The organism is Microcoleus sp. S13_C3, assembly GCF_036700905.1.
Taxonomy (GTDB): domain Bacteria; phylum Cyanobacteriota; class Cyanobacteriia; order Cyanobacteriales; family Microcoleaceae; genus Microcoleus.
Genome location: NZ_JAUBPT010000046.1, coordinates 28,634 through 43,967, shown reverse-complemented (window position 1 = coordinate 43,967; position 15,334 = coordinate 28,634). Strand labels below are relative to the sequence as shown.

The following is a 15,334-nucleotide window of genomic DNA, read 5'->3' as shown; positions in this document are numbered from 1 at the left end:
TAATAGCGCGCTTCCTTGGGTGTCGGTCACGCCAACAGTTTTCAATAGATCAGCTAAAGAAATATCTCCGGTATAGGTGACTTTTAAAGCTTGACCCTTTTGATAATCAAATGTTACGGTTTTTCCGCTGATTGCTCCAGAGAACTTATAAGCGGAAGGGGACTTGCTGCTGTCCACTGTCAAGCTAGGAGCGGTTATAGAGCCGGTTAATAGCGCGCTTCCTTGGGTGTCGGTCACGCCAACAGTTTTCAATAGATCAGCTAAAGAAATATCTCCGGTATAGGCTACTTTTAACTCTTGACCTTTTTGATAATCAAATTTTACGGTTTTTTCGCTGATTGCTCCAGAGAAGGTATAAGTGGGGTTGTCGGTGTTTAAAGCGCCTATGGTTAAGCTGGGATTGTTGATTGAGCCGGTTAATATCGGACTTGCTGTAGTGGTAGGAACTCCCACAGATTTCAATATATCTGCTAGAGAGCCAGCACCGTTATAAGTGGCTGTAATTGAATCGGCTTTAATCTCAAAAGTTAATGGCTTTAAAGTATCGAGGATATCTTGGAGGGCTTTTTTTGCGGTTGCAGATATGCTAACTTTGGCATCTGCTAAACTTTTTTCTACTTCTGACAAAGAAGAAGAAATCAATAATACAGAAGCATAATTTGCCATCGTTTCTGGAGTAAACGCAGAGGCAAATTTGCCTTCTCCTAGAGCGACTTATAACTCCCAGTCACCGCCCAATGCAGCATTCCCAGTTAAGTTAGCTGAGGCCGCAATATTTGCGCCAATCAAAGTCCTTAATTTGGCGAGAAATTCTGTACCTGCATCTCCTGCGGCGACTTGACAGCCATAAAGAAACAAGCTCGGTGATGCACTTTCACCGGCTACAAACCACTGTTTCAGTTGTTGGGCATACTTGCTCAGAGTATCTAGGCTGAGTTGGGCATTTCCCAAATACACGCAACCGGGCGCACCGTGGGAAACAATATGCACTCCCGAAATAGCGTGGCGATTTGCAAGTTCTTCAGTAATTTGGCTAATGCCATCTTTTGTAGCGTCAAGAATAATTACTTCTGTTCCTGCTTCTACTCCTGCTGCCAATGTTTGATAATCGGCAATTTTAGCATCGATGAAAAGAATAGCCTTTTCGATATTAGAATTAATCATGTTAGTCAGGGTGGAGTGTTTTTTCGGGTGATTTGTAAATGGTTCTGGGTAGAAAACACCACGCCGAGTGTTGCGGTAAACTGCTCTTGAGTCAGTCCCGTGTTACTTATTGAATAAATCTGCCTATATTAAGTATTTACGGTGATCGGTGGCAGACATCCGGAAAGTCCACTTAAATAAATCTTCCTAATGGCAGTTGCCATTGCACGGCAGCTCGTGTAAGCCTGCATCCAAACCCCGATCGACAATATGCAGGGATTTTAGGTAAACGCTAGATCGCATTTGACATCGTTGGTTAAGCAAAAACATAATTTTGCTCATTTTGACGGCAGGACGGCTTTTTTAAGCTCGTAGCGGGTGCTGGCAGCATTGACGATCGCCCGCGTCGCATTTCCCCCCGATCGCTCCTGCCCCGGAATTGCCTTTAATCAGTTAAAGTAAGAAAAATAAGCGCAAGTACCGTCACTTTTGAGCGACAATGGCATCCTCTTCCTCTGTAGCAGTTCGCGAACTCCCCTTATTTCCGTTGCCGGAAGTGGTTCTATTTCCAGGTAGACCGCTGCCGCTGCAAATCTTCGAGTTTCGCTATCGAATCATGATGAATACGATTCTGGAGGGCGATCGGCGTTTCGGTGTGCTCATGTGGGACCCCAACCAAAACAAAGTCTCTGCCGTTGGCTGTTGCGCCGAAGTGATTCACTGCCAGCGCCTGCCGGACGATCGCATGAAAATTATGACCCTCGGACAGCAGCGGTTCCGAGTGCTCGACGCAGTTCGGGAAAAACCCTATTTAGTCGGTCTAGTAGAATGGATGGAAGACGAACCGCCGCAAAAAGACCTCAGACCTTTGGGAAAAGATGTCGAACAACTGCTGAGAGATGTAGTTCGCCTTTCCAGCAAATTAATGGATCAGCCGATCGACCTGCCGGAAGACATTCCCAGTTTGCCCACCGAATTGTCCTATTGGGTAGCCAGCTACCTTTACGGCGCAGCGACAGAACAGCAAACTCTTTTAGAATTGCAAGATACTGCTGCGAGATTGGAACGCGAAACCGAAATTTTGACTTCTACTCGCAATCACTTGGCAGCGAGGACTGTACTTAAAGATACCCTCAAGTAGTCAATGGGGCAGGCAAAAAGTACGATCGGTTTTGCCTGCATGGAAGCAAGAATCACACAGAGTCATACCATTTTCGATTTGCGATTTTCGCATTGGAGATTAAATAATTGAGAATTAATAGACCTTTTACACAAATATTTAGAAACGGGCAAGATGCCCGTTCCACAAAAATAAATTATTCTGTGGAACGGGCATCTTGCCCGTTTCTAAATTAGATGCTTGTGTTAGAAAATCACGACCAACCGAAACCCTACGATGCAGTTAGAGGCGGTCAACTGCCACCTCCTGTGGGCGGTGTAGTGCTCGGCGGACTAGCAGGAGTTAAACATCGGCTGTCTAGTTCTGTCAAAGAACATCGAATTGCCGCCCTGAGAGAGACCTTGAATTACGGCGATGCAGGCTTAAAAATAGTCATCAAGATTTGTCAAAGCGAAACAGGGACTGTGCAGCGGGCGGCCTGCGATTTGCTTCGACAAAGGCTGAATTCGATCGCCCGCGAAAAATTACAGGCCTTTGTAGCTTCAAGTTCAGATTCAGAAGCTGAGTTAGACAGCACGGAAAAAATATTAAAGCACTCATCTCGTGCAGTCTCAGAAAAAAATTACGATCGGCAAATGTCCGAAGCACAGTTAATATTTGAGACAATTACGCAGCAAATGCAACCAAATTTGTTGCTATTAGAAGCACTGGTAGCCTCTGTAGAACGCGAAGAATTTACCAGCGAACTGATGAATCTTTGGGAACTATTAATCTTAGAAATTCAGGAACCTCTCAAAGAACTGCGTCAGGCTGTGGGCATTGCGATTTCCGCCCAACTGCGGATTCAGTGGCTGTACAATCAAGCTGAATCTCAAGCCAACCAGTGGCAGCAGCGAGCTTTGCTAGCTCTTCAGAAACAGGATGAGAATTCAATCCGCCTCGCCGTGGTTCGCCAGCAGGTTCAATTCGATCAGGCTGCAGAACTAAAAATTGACTTAGACTACCAAACTGTGCGAGTAGAAACTCTCAGTCGCAACTTGCTGGCTTTGGAAAGTAAGATTGCTCAAGCTAATTCCAAGAAAGAGATCCTCAAGATGCAGCTTCATTTTGCTAAGGTACAGCAGCAAATAGACTTCACTTTCAGCCAAGTCAATAGTATATTTTTTAGTCCTTAGTTGTCCGATTCTCCGGTTATATATTGCGTGAACTCAAACTTGTCTGACGCAAAAATGTATTGCCCCACTTAAAATTGCCTTATCTAACTTAGCTCCGTCCAGATTAGCGCCGCACAAAAATGCCCCGCTCAAATTAGCACCCCTCAAGTCAGATCCTCTCAAGTCAGCGCCCTCAAGGTTACTTTCACACAAAAAAGCGTTTCTCAAGTCGGCTCTTCTCAGACTCGCTCCCCGCAGTTTAGCCTCGCTTAGATTGGCTTTTTCAAGGTTTGTATTGTCCAAGCAAGCATCTAGGAGGTTTGCTTCCATCAAGTTGGCGTTTTCCAAGTTTGCTCCCCTCAAATTAACACCAATCATTTTGGTGTCGCTCAAGTTGGCTTTTTTCAGGTTTGCGTCAATCAGGTCAGCTCCTGTTAATCTTGCGAAAGTTAGATCGGCTCCGCTCAGGTTAGCCCCATTTAGGCTGGTCATCACCAGGCAAGCATTCTTTAGCTTGGCAGCTATTAAGTTTGCCCCCCTTAAGTTCGCCAAAGCAAAATTGATTTCCTTCAGATTTGCACAGGCTAGATTAATATGAATTAGGAAAGCTTCTCGCAAAGAAGCCTCTTTCAAGTTGGTTTCATGAAAATTTCTTTCTCCGGCTGCGTATCGCTTGAGAAGTTCATCCGCATTCATCTCGCCAGCCTCCTAAGTTTTACTTAAAAATAAATTATACTACTGACAGTACATTGTAGCAACCAAATATTTTTAAAGTTTCTGTGTGATTTTTTAATTCATCGAGTGCCGAGCGAACAACTGCTTGGCAGGCGTTAGCCTCAACGTCCATAAAGAAAATATATTCTCCGAGCGATCGTTTAGTCGGTCTAGATTCAATCCGACTTAAATTAATACCGCGACTGGCAAATACTTGCAAAGGTTTTACCAGTGCTCCCGGCATATTGGCAGGTACGCTAAAAGCTAGTGAGGTATGGGTGCAATTAGACGGTGAAGCATCGAGGATCAACTTAGAAGCAGATTGGGTAATGGATTTAAGGGATGAATGATCCCCTGGTTCTACGCTGGGGATTTCTCCCAAACTCTTGCTGAGTACCCAGAATCGAGTGTAATTATCGGGATAATCATTAATGGGGTGAGCTAACACTGGCAAATGGTAAAGTTCAGCCGCTCTTGGCGAAGATATCGCTGCTACATTTGTATCTTCCAGATATTGCAATGCTTCCGTGGTTGAGTTGGCGGGAATTAATTGAGCTGAGGGAATAAACTGCCCCAACCATACCTGACACTGAGCTAGCGCTTGCGGATGAGAGTAAATTTTTTTAATCTCGTTAAAATTTTTAGCATTAGACACCAGCGCATGGGAAATTGGCAAAACTAAGGCGTGTTGAATGCGGAGTTGATCGAGTCGCCACAGTGTATCTAAGGTGACAGTCACGCTGCCTTCGATCGAATTTTCGACGGGCACAACTGAATAGTCAACCTGCCCTACGGCAGATGCCTCTAGCGCTTGGGAAATGGTGGAATAAGGACATAGGGTGCATTCCAAGTTAGTTTCTTGGCTCAACCAATTGACATAAGCTAGAGCCGCTGTTTCTGCATTTGTACCAACAGGGCCGAGATGTGCGATCCTCTTCGAGGGCTTCGCTAACGAAATTTTCATTTAGAGGCAATTTTAGGTTACAAATGTTTGCTTTACTCTCATCAGCTAGGAAGTATGATGAAAAATTAGCGATGTCCCGAAAGGTTTTATCAGTGATTTCTCGGATGACATTGCTGGGTTAGCGACAAGCGTGCGCGACAAGGGTGCGCGACTGATGTCACCTTAAAAAAGGTGATACTTTATTAAGATATGCTTAGGAATCCTATATTTTGATATTTTCTCATGTATACCCGCTTTAATTCTTCCCAATCCGTTGAGCTCGCCGTACCAGAGGAACGGGTTCCCATTCAACATTATCTGCGCCAGCCGAGGCGACTGGTGAACGCCCTTGTCGATCAAAGTCGCACACAACAGCTAAACGATGACTGTTTCCGCCTGAAAATGCGACCGTTACAATTTATGATGCTGAGCATTCAACCCACAGTAGACATGAGGGTGTGGGCCCAGTCGGATGGCACAATCAATTTGGAGTCAGTCGCCTGCGAAATTCTCGGCGTGGGTTATATCAACGATCGCTTTGCTCTCAATCTCAAAGGAAAGCTTTGTGTACACCAAAGCAGCGGGGTAGCATACTTGAAGGGAAAAGCGGATTTGGAAGTGCAAGTAGAATTACCGCCGCCGTTTTGGCTGACGCCCAAACCCATTTTAGAAGCAACGGGGAATGCTTTGCTCAAGAGCGTACTGCTGAGCGTCAAACAGCGGTTGATGCACCAGTTGCTCTTAGATTACCGCCGCTGGGCAAGCAGCGAAAGTGAGCTAAGATCGATCGATCTCCCCCCAATCTTATCTTTAGAAGGGTGAAATCCTACTATAGAAGTTGTTAATTAATGTATAGGGATATTTAGGCGCAAATCAGGCGACTTACCACAATATTAGTTAGACGCTCGAATTGGGCATCGGTCTCTTTGTGGGAAGTAGCCAGCAGGGATGGATAGATAGCTGCGGGTCAGTCAAGATCGATTTGAGTGATCCCTCCAAGTTCATCGTCTTGGATTATTCCCACGCCCCCCGGCAAAGGAGTTGACCTGTCTTTTGAAACTTCGTCCTTTGGGCGGAGTTCCCGCTGCGGTGGCTTGATTATTTTGCCCGGTTGATTCGTTGCGGCCACCCGAATCCTGATTTTTGGCCCGGAATTGCCCAAGCGAATGGTCATCCCGTCCACAACTGACACCTGAGCGATCGGTCTATCATCTACATAAGTGCCGTTAGCACCAAAATTAATAATTTCCCAGCCGTGGGCGTGATTCCACAGTTCTACGTGGTGGCGGGAAACTACAGCGCTGTAAATAATTACATCATTGTCGTTCGATCGACCGATGCGAACCACCGGTTCTGATTCAAAACACCAACTTTGAACCGGGACAGACTGGATAGGATGTAAAAGAGTTAAGGTAATCACTGATGTTTTGACACTCCACCGCCAGACAGAAACGGGGATACTTCCAGAGAGATTTTTTGGGAGAAAACTGCAAAAATTTGGATTTTTAAAGCCGTCATCAGTGCGCCATGATTCCCTCTATTTGCCGGAAAAGTCGAACTTTTGGCTGCTTGAGGGTGAAGCAACTTTTGACGGTTAGCTTTTGGCGCAGGCGCAAATTTTTGCGGTACTCGGTAACAACCAAACACGATTTTATTAATCGGGTGAACTTCCCAATGATGGACAGCAGTTTTAACCGCTTGATTAATTTGGTCTGTGAGGGAGCGATTGTGCCGATGGCTGAGTCGCTCAATTCGATCGGTCAAATCACCGAAAAACGAGCGAGAAGCCCCTGGCTTTAGACATGGGGAGGAAAGCGGCAGCGACGACCGTCGCCTTGAAATATTTTTAAAACCCATAGCTATAGCCATCTTTTTTGTGGATTGCTTTGCAATACTTGTGGCTAATACCTGTTACTCTCCCAGCCTTCGTTACAATATCAAAACTGCCTGAAGCACGGCATAGAAGCCGCCCTGTATAAGAGCCGACTTTCTTCCCTGCGGTAACGGTTGCGCTGACAATATCGCCAGTCTGAAACCCTTTGTGAAGTTGCACTCTGGACTTGTGCCGAATGGGAAATCCGTACTGGTTTGTGCCGCACATCTGTCGTGTCCCCTGACCTTTTGCCACAATCAACAAAGGCTTTGAAGTCAATACTTTGAGCGTATCAATGCTGCCCACACACGCAGCATCAAGCCAGTGCGATTTAGCCAACCCTAACCGATGGCGATTAAACTTAGTTTGTCCGCCCGTGCCAGTAATGACGGGCAATCCCGTTTCTTTAAGTGCATTAAATAATGCCCATCTGGTTGAATTGATGGCTGCTGCATCTTTAAGAGGCAGTTTTGCCTGTTTGAGGATGCGGCTTAGCAGGTCGGGTTTAGTTGCTAAAAATGCTCGAACATCTTGATTGCCTTTCTTTCGGTTGCAATTGTGACAAGCAATCGTCAAATTGGAAACTCTGTCCGAACCGCCTTTTGATTTGGGTTGAATGTGTTCAACCTCAAGAGGTACATCTTTAACCGAGCAATAAGCGCACTGCCGATGCCATTTTTCCAAGAGATACTGCCGGACTTCGTAACCCTGCAATTCTCCCTGTTGATACATAACGCCTGAGATTTCAGGGTTTTGCATGAGTTGCAAGTCGAACCGCACTAGCTCTTGAGCAATACTGGCAACGGGAGCGAGTCGAATCAATTTGCTCCCCCATGTAAGTGTTGTTTCGACTCGGTGTTGCCCCGATGGAGCGAGCCAACCATCGGGGCGAGTGCGATTGAGGAATCGCGCCTTACGGTATCGAGTTTTGCGATTGCGTCTTCCTCGCCTAAGTTGACGGCGAGAGAGAAGTGCATCTTTAATTTGCTGGCCCCGGTGTTGCAGTTCGGCTCCGAAGATAATCTTGTTGCCCTGTTTGATTGCAACCCCCGTGACTTTCGATCCCGGATCTAATTTCAGTTCTAGCGGTTCAGGATTCGTCTCAACTGCTTTTTTCAAAACAATCGTAAACGGATAGCGGAGAAATACCGCTGCTTTTCCAGCTTTCAGCAATGGCCTTGCCATTCCTGGTTTACAGGGTGATAGCGGTTTGCGATTGGTATCAATTACAAAAACAAAGTTAGACATTGTTGCGTCTCCTCTGATTGCTCGTAACGTTCGCTTCGCCAATGTTTTCAAGGCTTGTCATGTTGGCTGCACTTCCTTAACCCATTACAGATGTTTAACAACCAACGATAGGGCTACAAACTAGCGACGCATTTGTAGGTATCGTGACCTTGAAAACGTAGACGCTCGTTGCGTCTGAGGCTGGTCGTGTTCTGGCTTGTATCCCGCTTGCGTTAGTCGGACAGTCTACAAGCCCCTGCCTTTAGGCATGGGGTTCATGACCCTTTTCCCGCTGATGAACCAGAGAATTCAACTCAGACCCGCGCTGGTTGCAGCGCTGATTCGAGTTCTCGATCGGGCCACAGTCACTGCTCAACGACTTGCTGTTTACAAAGAAAGAAGTTAACCAATTATTAATCCTGGGGTCTCTAGATAAAATACTTGTTGATTGTATCTGAGATGTTGCACCATTCTCAATTACTTGTTTAGGAACAGGCAAGATGCCTGTTCCACAATAAAATTCACTCTTTGTGGAACAGGCATCTTGCCGGTTCTTGAGAATGGTGCAAGATGTGAGTTGTATCAAACAGCATAGGTCATTTTGAGTTGCTAACATTTTCCTTATTGATGCGATACCTTTAAAATACAATGCTTTGAGCAGCACTGGAATTTTGAGCGACAACGCATCACTCTCTCATAGCGAAAATACCGATCGACCTTCCTCGCGCGGGCGGCCCCAAAATGCGCTCGGCAATTAGTCCCCCGGCGAGGGGGAAGGCCAAACTTCAGCTCAAATCTGACTCAGGCGGCTCCGGTTTCGGCTCTGGCTGGACAGATTCTTGCCTTTGCCGTTTCAACTCTGCAACTTTTTCTTGAGCTACATCCCTGACTTCGAGAGCTTTATCTTGGAATTTTTCCGCCAGACTTTGAGCGCCCCGCTTCACGCCTGCCACATTTTTGAGAGTTCTGTCGAAATCTTCATGTAAAAACTCTGCTACCAGACCGACTTTTTTGTGCAGTCCCTCCGCGTACTGGATGGGCTCCGATACAGCAGCTTCAGAGACGATCGCCCGCTTGCTGCCGATGGTCGAAATAGCTGCCACAGGTAACAAGTAAATGTCGTCTAAAACACCGCGCCAGCCGCTCGATTTAAATAGGTAGTGGGTGACTGAACCCGTGCGGACATCAAATAGGTAGTCAACCACTGCACCTGCCTGATTACCAGCGTCCGTGAGTACCTCAAGGCCGATCGGACAAACAGCTTGTTCCGGCTGATGCAATGGGGGCAGTTCCTGGTTAATAGTGACAAAAACATTTTCCCCCACCGTATCAACTTGCGCCCAAGCGAACCAAGTTTTTTTGCTGCCCAAAAGTCCCGACTTGCAAGTAAAGCCGATCGCCCGCTGGGAGTGAGCATCGAGCCAAACCCGATCTACCCTGCCGACCTCTTCCGCCGTTCTGCGGTCGATCGTGCGGCGGTTTAGCAGTTCGCTGCGCCTAACAATTTGTGGTGATGTACTCATAAATAAACTCCTGAGTGCCGCCTTTGAAAAATGTCGATCGTCCAAAGAAGCCGATTTAATATTCTTCTTGCGAATAATGGCGAGTATTATCTGCCTCGGTTAACTCATCCTCTTCCCTGGAAGTGCCAACTTCTTTGTGGTCGGGAACAGGAATCGTGCTAATGTGCACGCCGCCCGAGGGAGCGTGAATTTCCTTAGCCTCCCTGGGCTTGACGGTAATTTGTCCTAACTGGACAGAGGACTGATTCGGGCCTACGTTGATTTGAATTTTCGGCCCTGAGCGAGCCAAGTGAACGATCAGACCGTCCACAATGGGAACCTTAGCGATCGGCTTACCATCGAGGTAAGTGCCGTTGGTACCTAAATTGATCAGTTCCCAAGTTATGCCGCTGCGCCGCAATTCGATGTGGCGACGAGAAACCACAGCGCTAAAAAGAACGACGTGGTTTTCCGTCGATCGCCCGATCCGGACGACCTGCTCGTCTTCAAAGATCCAACTGCGGACGGGTATAGACTGGAGTGGATGTAGCAAGGTCAGCTTAATCACATTGGCAGCATTGAGTTTTGGTAGAGCGCCTCAAGATGCGATTTTAGATTTTAGACTTTCGATCGCCCAATCCAAACTCGCTCTAAGAGATTTGAAATAAAAACGTAACCAGGTCTCCTTTGCCCAGAGAGATGCGGTCTCCCGGTCGCAACCGGTGGCGGTTTCCCTTGGGTAGCGGAGTATTGTTGACGTAAGTGCCGTTGGAACTGCCTACATCTTCTAGGTAGCAAGCATCTCCCTCCACCCGGAGATTTGCGTGTACCCGAGAAACTATCTCAGAATTAGCAAATCCCGAAACATCAATATCCGGCGGTACTAAGTCATTTGGCTTGCCTATGTGAACCACAGACAGACTGTGAGGCAATTCCATCGGCGTATTTGTCTGAACGTGTAGCAGGCGCGCCGACTGCTGTTGCAGTTGAGTTTTAGCTACACCTGCTGGCTGTGGGCCAGGAACCGGAGGAGAGATATTTACTGGTGTTGCCACAGATTCAGTTGTAACAGGAACCGAGGGCGAAGGCGGGGGATCTGGAATCGTCGGAATGCTGGCGGGAGTTTTTTCCAAGTTGAGCCCCTTATTCAGGGTAACTAGAGGTTCCATTGCCATCAGGGGTTCGGGTGGCACTAAATCGGGCGCCGGTGACGATACCACTGTGGGGCCTACAGGCGAGGGGGACGGTACTGTCACCTCAACTTCTGGAACTATGGAACCCGGACGTAAGTTAAAGCCACACTGGCCGCAAAATGCTGCATCTGTCTGAACTGCTGCACCGCAGTTCGAGCAACTTGCGGTAACAGGTAAAGGCGTGTAGCAAGCCTCACACTGGCTGGCCCCGTCGGGGTTCTGGTGATTGCAATTGGGACAGACAATCATCGATTTCTCCTTGCTATCGGCCAGATTTTCAAATCAGCCTCATAAAAATACTCGTCGTGTATATGGTCAAATTTTAACTTTAACCGCCACAATTCTTATATTGCTTCGCTAATACTAGCAACTGAGCTGACGCCGTGACGTTAGCTGGGATGGGCAAGATGGAGTTAGTGATAATGCTGACTGTGTTGGCACGCTTGCGGCTCTGTCGGCTATTTTACTGCTTCGCCAGCAGCCGCATCGAGCAGCCACCAAAGCTCGCCCTCTGGTTGAACGAGTCTGGCTGGATAAGTCATTTCGTCGGCTGCGGGGGCAAAAATTTGAGCAAGAGCGGGTTGTTTGCTGGCTCCTGCGACCATGAAGATGACGCACCGGGCCCGGTTGATTAAGGGGACTGTAAAGGTAATGCGGGGTTGACCGTCTTTGTTGCCGACAGTTACTAGGGCGTCGCGGACTTGCAAGGCTGCTGTGCCGGGAAATAGAGAGGCTGTGTGGGCGTCGTCTCCTATGCCCAATAAAATGATGTCGAAGGCAGGAAACTCGCCCTCGGATACTTTGAAGAACTGCTGCACTTCGGTTTGGTGCGCGGCAGCGTCGGCTGCGGGGTCGCCGGCGGCTGTGGGCATGGGGTGGATGTTGCGGGCGGGGATATTCACTCGATCGAGCCACGCGAGGCGCGCCATTTTTTGATTGCTGTCTGGGTGTTCTGGGGGAACGTAGCGTTCGTCGCCCCAGAACACGTGAATTTTATCCCACGGCAGGTCTTGGGCTGCGATCGCTCTGTAGAGGGGTTCCGGTGTGCTTCCGCCCGCTGCGGCGATCGTACAAAGTCCGCGTTCTGCTATGGCTTCTGAGATTTTCGACAGCACAATCTCCAGCGATCGATCTATTAGTTGTTCACGATTTGCTAATACTTCAACTATTTTTTTCATTAATTTCCTCTCAACTTTCCTCTTCCTGTTGTTCTCAGCAATTGCCAATTTTACCTTGACATTTTGGTTAGACATTTTGGTTTGAGGTTGCTCTGCTGACAGACCCGGCAGGCATGGCACAGCATCCCATACAATTTTATCATCTTATGCCCCTTAATTTAAGGAAAGCAAGACATATTTCTACCAGTTCTTTATGGATTGTCACCGGTTGCATTGAGCTTTCGCAACTTTCAATCACAAGGGGAGCATCTCATATTTGTAAAAATACTTCTTCTGGCTCCTTCCTTCTTTTGGCTCCTTCCTTCTGCCTCTTTCCTTCTGCCTCTTTCCTTCTGCCTCTTTCCTTCTGCCTCCTGCCTCAAAACTCCAATTTCTAGCGGAGGGCTGCAAAGGTGAGATGCTCCCATCAAAAGTTCGATCGTACTGGCAGCATCTGGGCAGAAAGTAAAAAGCGTTTTTTGGGACTCCGAGCCGTCCCGCACAGCAAAGTCTATAAATATAGCGAGCCGGACGATCGCACACCGACAGTAAAAGCCAAACCGAGATGCTCCCGATCGCACTTACCCCGGCCTTGCAAAAATAATCAAGATTGATGTGGTAGACTAGGAAAAATAGTTTTAAATCCGCACGATCGGAAGGAAGCAAAACTATGTCACTTTTTAAGCGATTTCCTACATCAGTCCGCTATCTAATAGCGCGGTTGCGCCACTGGACCCAACCGGCGGTTTGGGCTCCGTTAGCCGTGCTGTGTGCGGGGGGGTTATTTATCTGGGAGGTCTCTGTAAATCCAGAAAGGTTGAGCATAGATGGCGAAGAAGAACCAGCCACAAACAATCCAGTTTCGCTATCGGGACTATCTGCTGAAGATACCGCCATTGCGGCTGAAATCGACAGCTCGCCAGTGCTAGTCAATCAGTTTAATGGCTCTACTGCTTCTGAACTGAACTTGTTAAATTCATCAGTAGTAAAAAGCAAAGGTTTATTCGAGGAACTTCGAGATCGGGAGTTAGAAACTCCTCAGCCATCTTCAGCCCCCAAGCGGGTAGGAAGCAGCGGATTTTCCCCCTTGCCAAATTTAGCAACTCCTGCTGTCGAGGCTGGAAACAATAATCCCCAAAATTCCAGCTTGCCCAGTTCAAACGCAACATCAGCGTTGAGTTTATCTGGCAGCGGGAGACTGACTTCCGGGATAAAAACTATCGAGCCTGAGTCTGGAGGTACAGCGAAAGCAACTTTATCGCAGGCGTCGAGTGATGCTAATTCAGATAAACAAAAGGAAAATTCTCTGCCTTTGAGTCCGCTGCAAGCAGCTATGAAAAAATACGTTGTTGCTAACACTTCGGCAACAGCGGCTTCGCCTGAGAAAACGGCAGACTCGGCTACATTGCTCGATCGACCGGCTTCCGATCCGGCGGCAGTAAATGCGACAAATTTGCTCCCAACGACCGCTACAGCTCAAGGTGGAGCAAATCCTGTGAATGTTCCCACAGCACTTCCCCCACTTGTGGCTCCGACAAATACTGTGAGCAACGAATCTCAAGAATTCTTAAAACCGACAGCTACAGTCTCTGAATCATTTGCTGGGTTAAATTCCAGAGTACCCAGCCTCCCCGAAATTAATGCAGCGGCTGCACCGGTGGCTTTGCCGAAAAATCCCTACCAAACTAATTTATCTGGTTCCGGCTTCGCACCAGAAGTTCAACCTGTGGCACTTCCAGTAGCCATACCTTCGCCAACACCTTTACTTCCCAATGTCGGTCAATCTCCCTTTCCGAATGTGATTGGGGGAAGTAAGATAATTAGCCCTCAATTCTCTCCCAATTCAGCGAATTCTCAATTTCAAACACCTCCACCGAGTCAGCTTAATTTGCCGCAGCAGCCTAACTTTGGAGTTGTTCCCCAAAACACAAATCAGGGCGTGCAGCCCATTCAACCTCAAACTTTTGCTACACCCCGCTCCCTGACTCCGGGACGCTACATTGGCGGCGGCGAAATCAATACTTTTTCTAATCCTTAAATGAAGGAAGTTCGACCACGAAAAAGATATTATCAATTCCCAATTTCCAATTCCCAATGTTAGTGGTAAAACTTACCTAGCGGCGGCCCGCACCAACAACAATCCCCCGATTCCCAAGCCAAACACGATGGGCAGCCAAGCCGAAAGAATCGGAGTCAAAACAGCTTTCACGCCCATAGAACTGGTGATGAAAGAAAATACGTAGTAAGTAAAAATCACAACTACGCTAATACCAAAACTCGTTCCTCGACCGGATCGGCGCGGTTGAGTTCCCAAAGCTGCTCCCACTAAACCAAATACCATGCACACGAAAGGAAAAGCATATTTTTCTTGAATTCGCACCTTTAATTTGCGAATTTGCGGTTCGTCGCCACTGTTTTTAATGATATCCAAACGCTCTAAAGCTTGGGCAATGTTCATTTCCTTGAAATCCCGCGCTCTAGCAGCTAAATCTAAGGGCGTGCGGGGGAGTTGCAACTGCTGGTGTTGAAACCTAACTATATTGCGGTAAGAACCGTCAGGAGCAACTATATAAGCGGTTCCGTTGAAAAAATCCCAGGTATTTTCTGAGGGATTCCAAGTAGCTGATTCTGAAGAAACGATTTGATTGAGGCCTGGGGTGGAGCGATCGATAATTGTTAAACCTTTCATTTTCTGGCCGTCAAATTGTTCTGCATAAAAAAAGCGGGCGAGGATTTCGTCGCCGCCTTTTTCTGGTTTGCTAAATTCTGTGTAGATAATATTTCTATCTTGAAATATCGGTTTTTCTCGCTTCAGGGCTCTGTCTAAAGTCACAGTAGCTCTGTAGCTGGCGGCGGGTACAACTAACTCTTGCAAAGCAAAGGTGAAGCCTGCAACAATTAAACTCATTATCACAGCAGGCAGTATCAATCGGTAAACGCTCACTCCGCAACTGCGGAGGGCGATGAGTTCGCTGTCGCTGGACATTCGGCTGTAAGCCATTAAGGTTGCTAGCAGCATTGACATGGGGAAAGCCAATACTACGAAGTAGGGAATTTGCAGGAGAAAAATTTCTATGGCTGCGCCATAGGGGAGGCCGGATTCTGCTACTCTGCGGACTAATTCAAATAAGGCTCCAACTGTGACGGCGACGGATGTAAAGAGTCCGACTCCAAATAAAAATGGGCCGATTAGTTCTTTGGTAATGTACCAGTCCATTACTGAAATTCTCGGCAGCCAGTTGATGGGATTGAAAGAATTGGATATTGCTATTTTCATAGTTGCGCGTTCTCGCAGATTGCTCCTCGAT

The 15,334-nt window shown here is 47.4% G+C and carries 18 protein-coding genes; 5 read left to right on the top strand and 13 right to left on the bottom strand.

Annotated elements, in window-relative coordinates:
* Window positions 1–666, bottom strand: a 666-nt coding sequence (locus QUA16_RS14875) for a hypothetical protein (RefSeq protein ID WP_333104133.1), incomplete at its 3' end; no start/stop codon positions are given.
* Between the two features lie 48 nt (window positions 667–714).
* Window positions 715–1,164 (bottom strand): DUF4347 domain-containing protein, encoded by a 450-nt coding sequence (locus QUA16_RS14870; RefSeq protein ID WP_333104132.1) that lies wholly within the window; start codon window positions 1,162–1,164, stop codon window positions 715–717.
* A gap of 478 nt (window positions 1,165–1,642) precedes the next feature.
* On the opposite strand from QUA16_RS14870, the gene QUA16_RS14865 reads away from it, so the two are divergent.
* Together QUA16_RS14865 and QUA16_RS14860 are read left to right on the top strand one after the other, a co-directional pair.
* Window positions 1,643–2,284: an LON peptidase substrate-binding domain-containing protein gene (locus QUA16_RS14865; protein WP_333104131.1), complete on the top strand. Its 642-nt coding sequence runs from the start codon at window positions 1,643–1,645 to the stop codon at window positions 2,282–2,284.
* A gap of 215 nt (window positions 2,285–2,499) precedes the next feature.
* Window positions 2,500–3,438 (top strand): PspA/IM30 family protein, encoded by a 939-nt coding sequence (locus QUA16_RS14860; RefSeq protein WP_333104130.1) that lies wholly within the window; start codon window positions 2,500–2,502, stop codon window positions 3,436–3,438.
* 33 nt (window positions 3,439–3,471) lie between these two features.
* On the opposite strand, the gene QUA16_RS14855 is transcribed toward QUA16_RS14860, so the two are convergent.
* Complete coding sequence (locus QUA16_RS14855; RefSeq protein ID WP_333104129.1) at window positions 3,472–4,113, bottom strand: pentapeptide repeat-containing protein; 642 nt, start codon at window positions 4,111–4,113, stop codon at window positions 3,472–3,474.
* 34 nt (window positions 4,114–4,147) lie between these two features.
* Entirely contained in the window at window positions 4,148–5,095 is a 948-nt protein-coding gene (pheA, locus tag QUA16_RS14850; protein ID WP_333104128.1) for a prephenate dehydratase, read from the bottom strand.
* A gap of 222 nt (window positions 5,096–5,317) precedes the next feature.
* Between pheA and QUA16_RS14845 the strand changes: the two genes are divergently transcribed.
* The gene (locus tag QUA16_RS14845; RefSeq protein WP_333104126.1) at window positions 5,318–5,896 is read left to right on the top strand and encodes a DUF1997 domain-containing protein; all 579 of its coding nucleotides are present in this window, start codon (window positions 5,318–5,320) and stop codon (window positions 5,894–5,896) included.
* 145 nt (window positions 5,897–6,041) lie between these two features.
* On the opposite strand, the gene QUA16_RS14840 is transcribed toward QUA16_RS14845, so the two are convergent.
* The 3 genes from QUA16_RS14840 to iscB are packed head-to-tail and all read right to left on the bottom strand — an operon-like array spanning window position 6,042 to window position 8,195.
* Window positions 6,042–6,494 carry an FHA domain-containing protein gene (locus QUA16_RS14840; protein WP_333104125.1) on the bottom strand — a complete coding sequence of 151 codons (453 nt, stop codon included), beginning with the start codon at window positions 6,492–6,494 and terminating at the stop codon, window positions 6,042–6,044.
* Window positions 6,491–6,943: a hypothetical protein gene (locus QUA16_RS14835; RefSeq protein WP_333104124.1), complete on the bottom strand. Its 453-nt coding sequence runs from the start codon at window positions 6,941–6,943 to the stop codon at window positions 6,491–6,493. Before QUA16_RS14835 ends, QUA16_RS14840 begins: the two co-directional genes overlap by 4 nt.
* Complete coding sequence (gene iscB / locus QUA16_RS14830; RefSeq protein WP_333104123.1) at window positions 6,921–8,195, bottom strand: RNA-guided endonuclease IscB; 1,275 nt, start codon at window positions 8,193–8,195, stop codon at window positions 6,921–6,923. The genes QUA16_RS14835 and iscB overlap by 23 nt, the downstream gene beginning before the upstream one ends.
* A gap of 256 nt (window positions 8,196–8,451) precedes the next feature.
* On the opposite strand from iscB, the gene QUA16_RS14825 reads away from it, so the two are divergent.
* Complete coding sequence (locus QUA16_RS14825) at window positions 8,452–8,580, top strand: hypothetical protein (RefSeq protein ID WP_333181194.1); 129 nt, start codon at window positions 8,452–8,454, stop codon at window positions 8,578–8,580.
* Window positions 8,581–8,959: 379 nt separating this feature from the next.
* On the opposite strand, the gene QUA16_RS14820 is transcribed toward QUA16_RS14825, so the two are convergent.
* From QUA16_RS14820 to QUA16_RS14800, 5 genes are all read right to left on the bottom strand, one after another.
* Window positions 8,960–9,697 (bottom strand): PRC-barrel domain-containing protein, encoded by a 738-nt coding sequence (locus QUA16_RS14820; RefSeq protein ID WP_333104122.1) that lies wholly within the window; start codon window positions 9,695–9,697, stop codon window positions 8,960–8,962.
* Between the two features lie 55 nt (window positions 9,698–9,752).
* Entirely contained in the window at window positions 9,753–10,244 is a 492-nt protein-coding gene (locus QUA16_RS14815) for an FHA domain-containing protein (protein ID WP_333104121.1), read from the bottom strand.
* An 82-nt stretch (window positions 10,245–10,326) separates the two neighbouring features.
* A complete protein-coding gene (locus QUA16_RS14810; RefSeq protein WP_333104120.1) occupies window positions 10,327–11,118 on the bottom strand; it encodes an FHA domain-containing protein in 792 nt (263 codons plus the stop codon).
* Between the two features lie 209 nt (window positions 11,119–11,327).
* Window positions 11,328–12,047, bottom strand: coding sequence for a 6-phosphogluconolactonase (pgl, locus tag QUA16_RS14805; protein ID WP_333104138.1), 720 nt, complete (start codon window positions 12,045–12,047; stop codon window positions 11,328–11,330).
* Window positions 12,048–12,281: 234 nt separating this feature from the next.
* Window positions 12,282–12,692 carry a hypothetical protein gene (locus QUA16_RS14800; protein WP_333181192.1) on the bottom strand — a complete coding sequence of 137 codons (411 nt, stop codon included), beginning with the start codon at window positions 12,690–12,692 and terminating at the stop codon, window positions 12,282–12,284.
* A gap of 4 nt (window positions 12,693–12,696) precedes the next feature.
* On the opposite strand from QUA16_RS14800, the gene QUA16_RS14795 reads away from it, so the two are divergent.
* The gene (locus QUA16_RS14795) at window positions 12,697–14,064 is read left to right on the top strand and encodes a hypothetical protein (RefSeq protein WP_333104118.1); all 1,368 of its coding nucleotides are present in this window, start codon (window positions 12,697–12,699) and stop codon (window positions 14,062–14,064) included.
* A gap of 72 nt (window positions 14,065–14,136) precedes the next feature.
* Here QUA16_RS14795 and QUA16_RS14790 read toward each other — a convergent pair whose 3' ends face one another.
* Window positions 14,137–15,303, bottom strand: a complete 1,167-nt coding sequence (locus tag QUA16_RS14790; RefSeq protein ID WP_333104117.1) for an LptF/LptG family permease — start codon at window positions 15,301–15,303, stop codon at window positions 14,137–14,139.
* Between the last annotated feature and the right edge of the window lie 31 nt (window positions 15,304–15,334).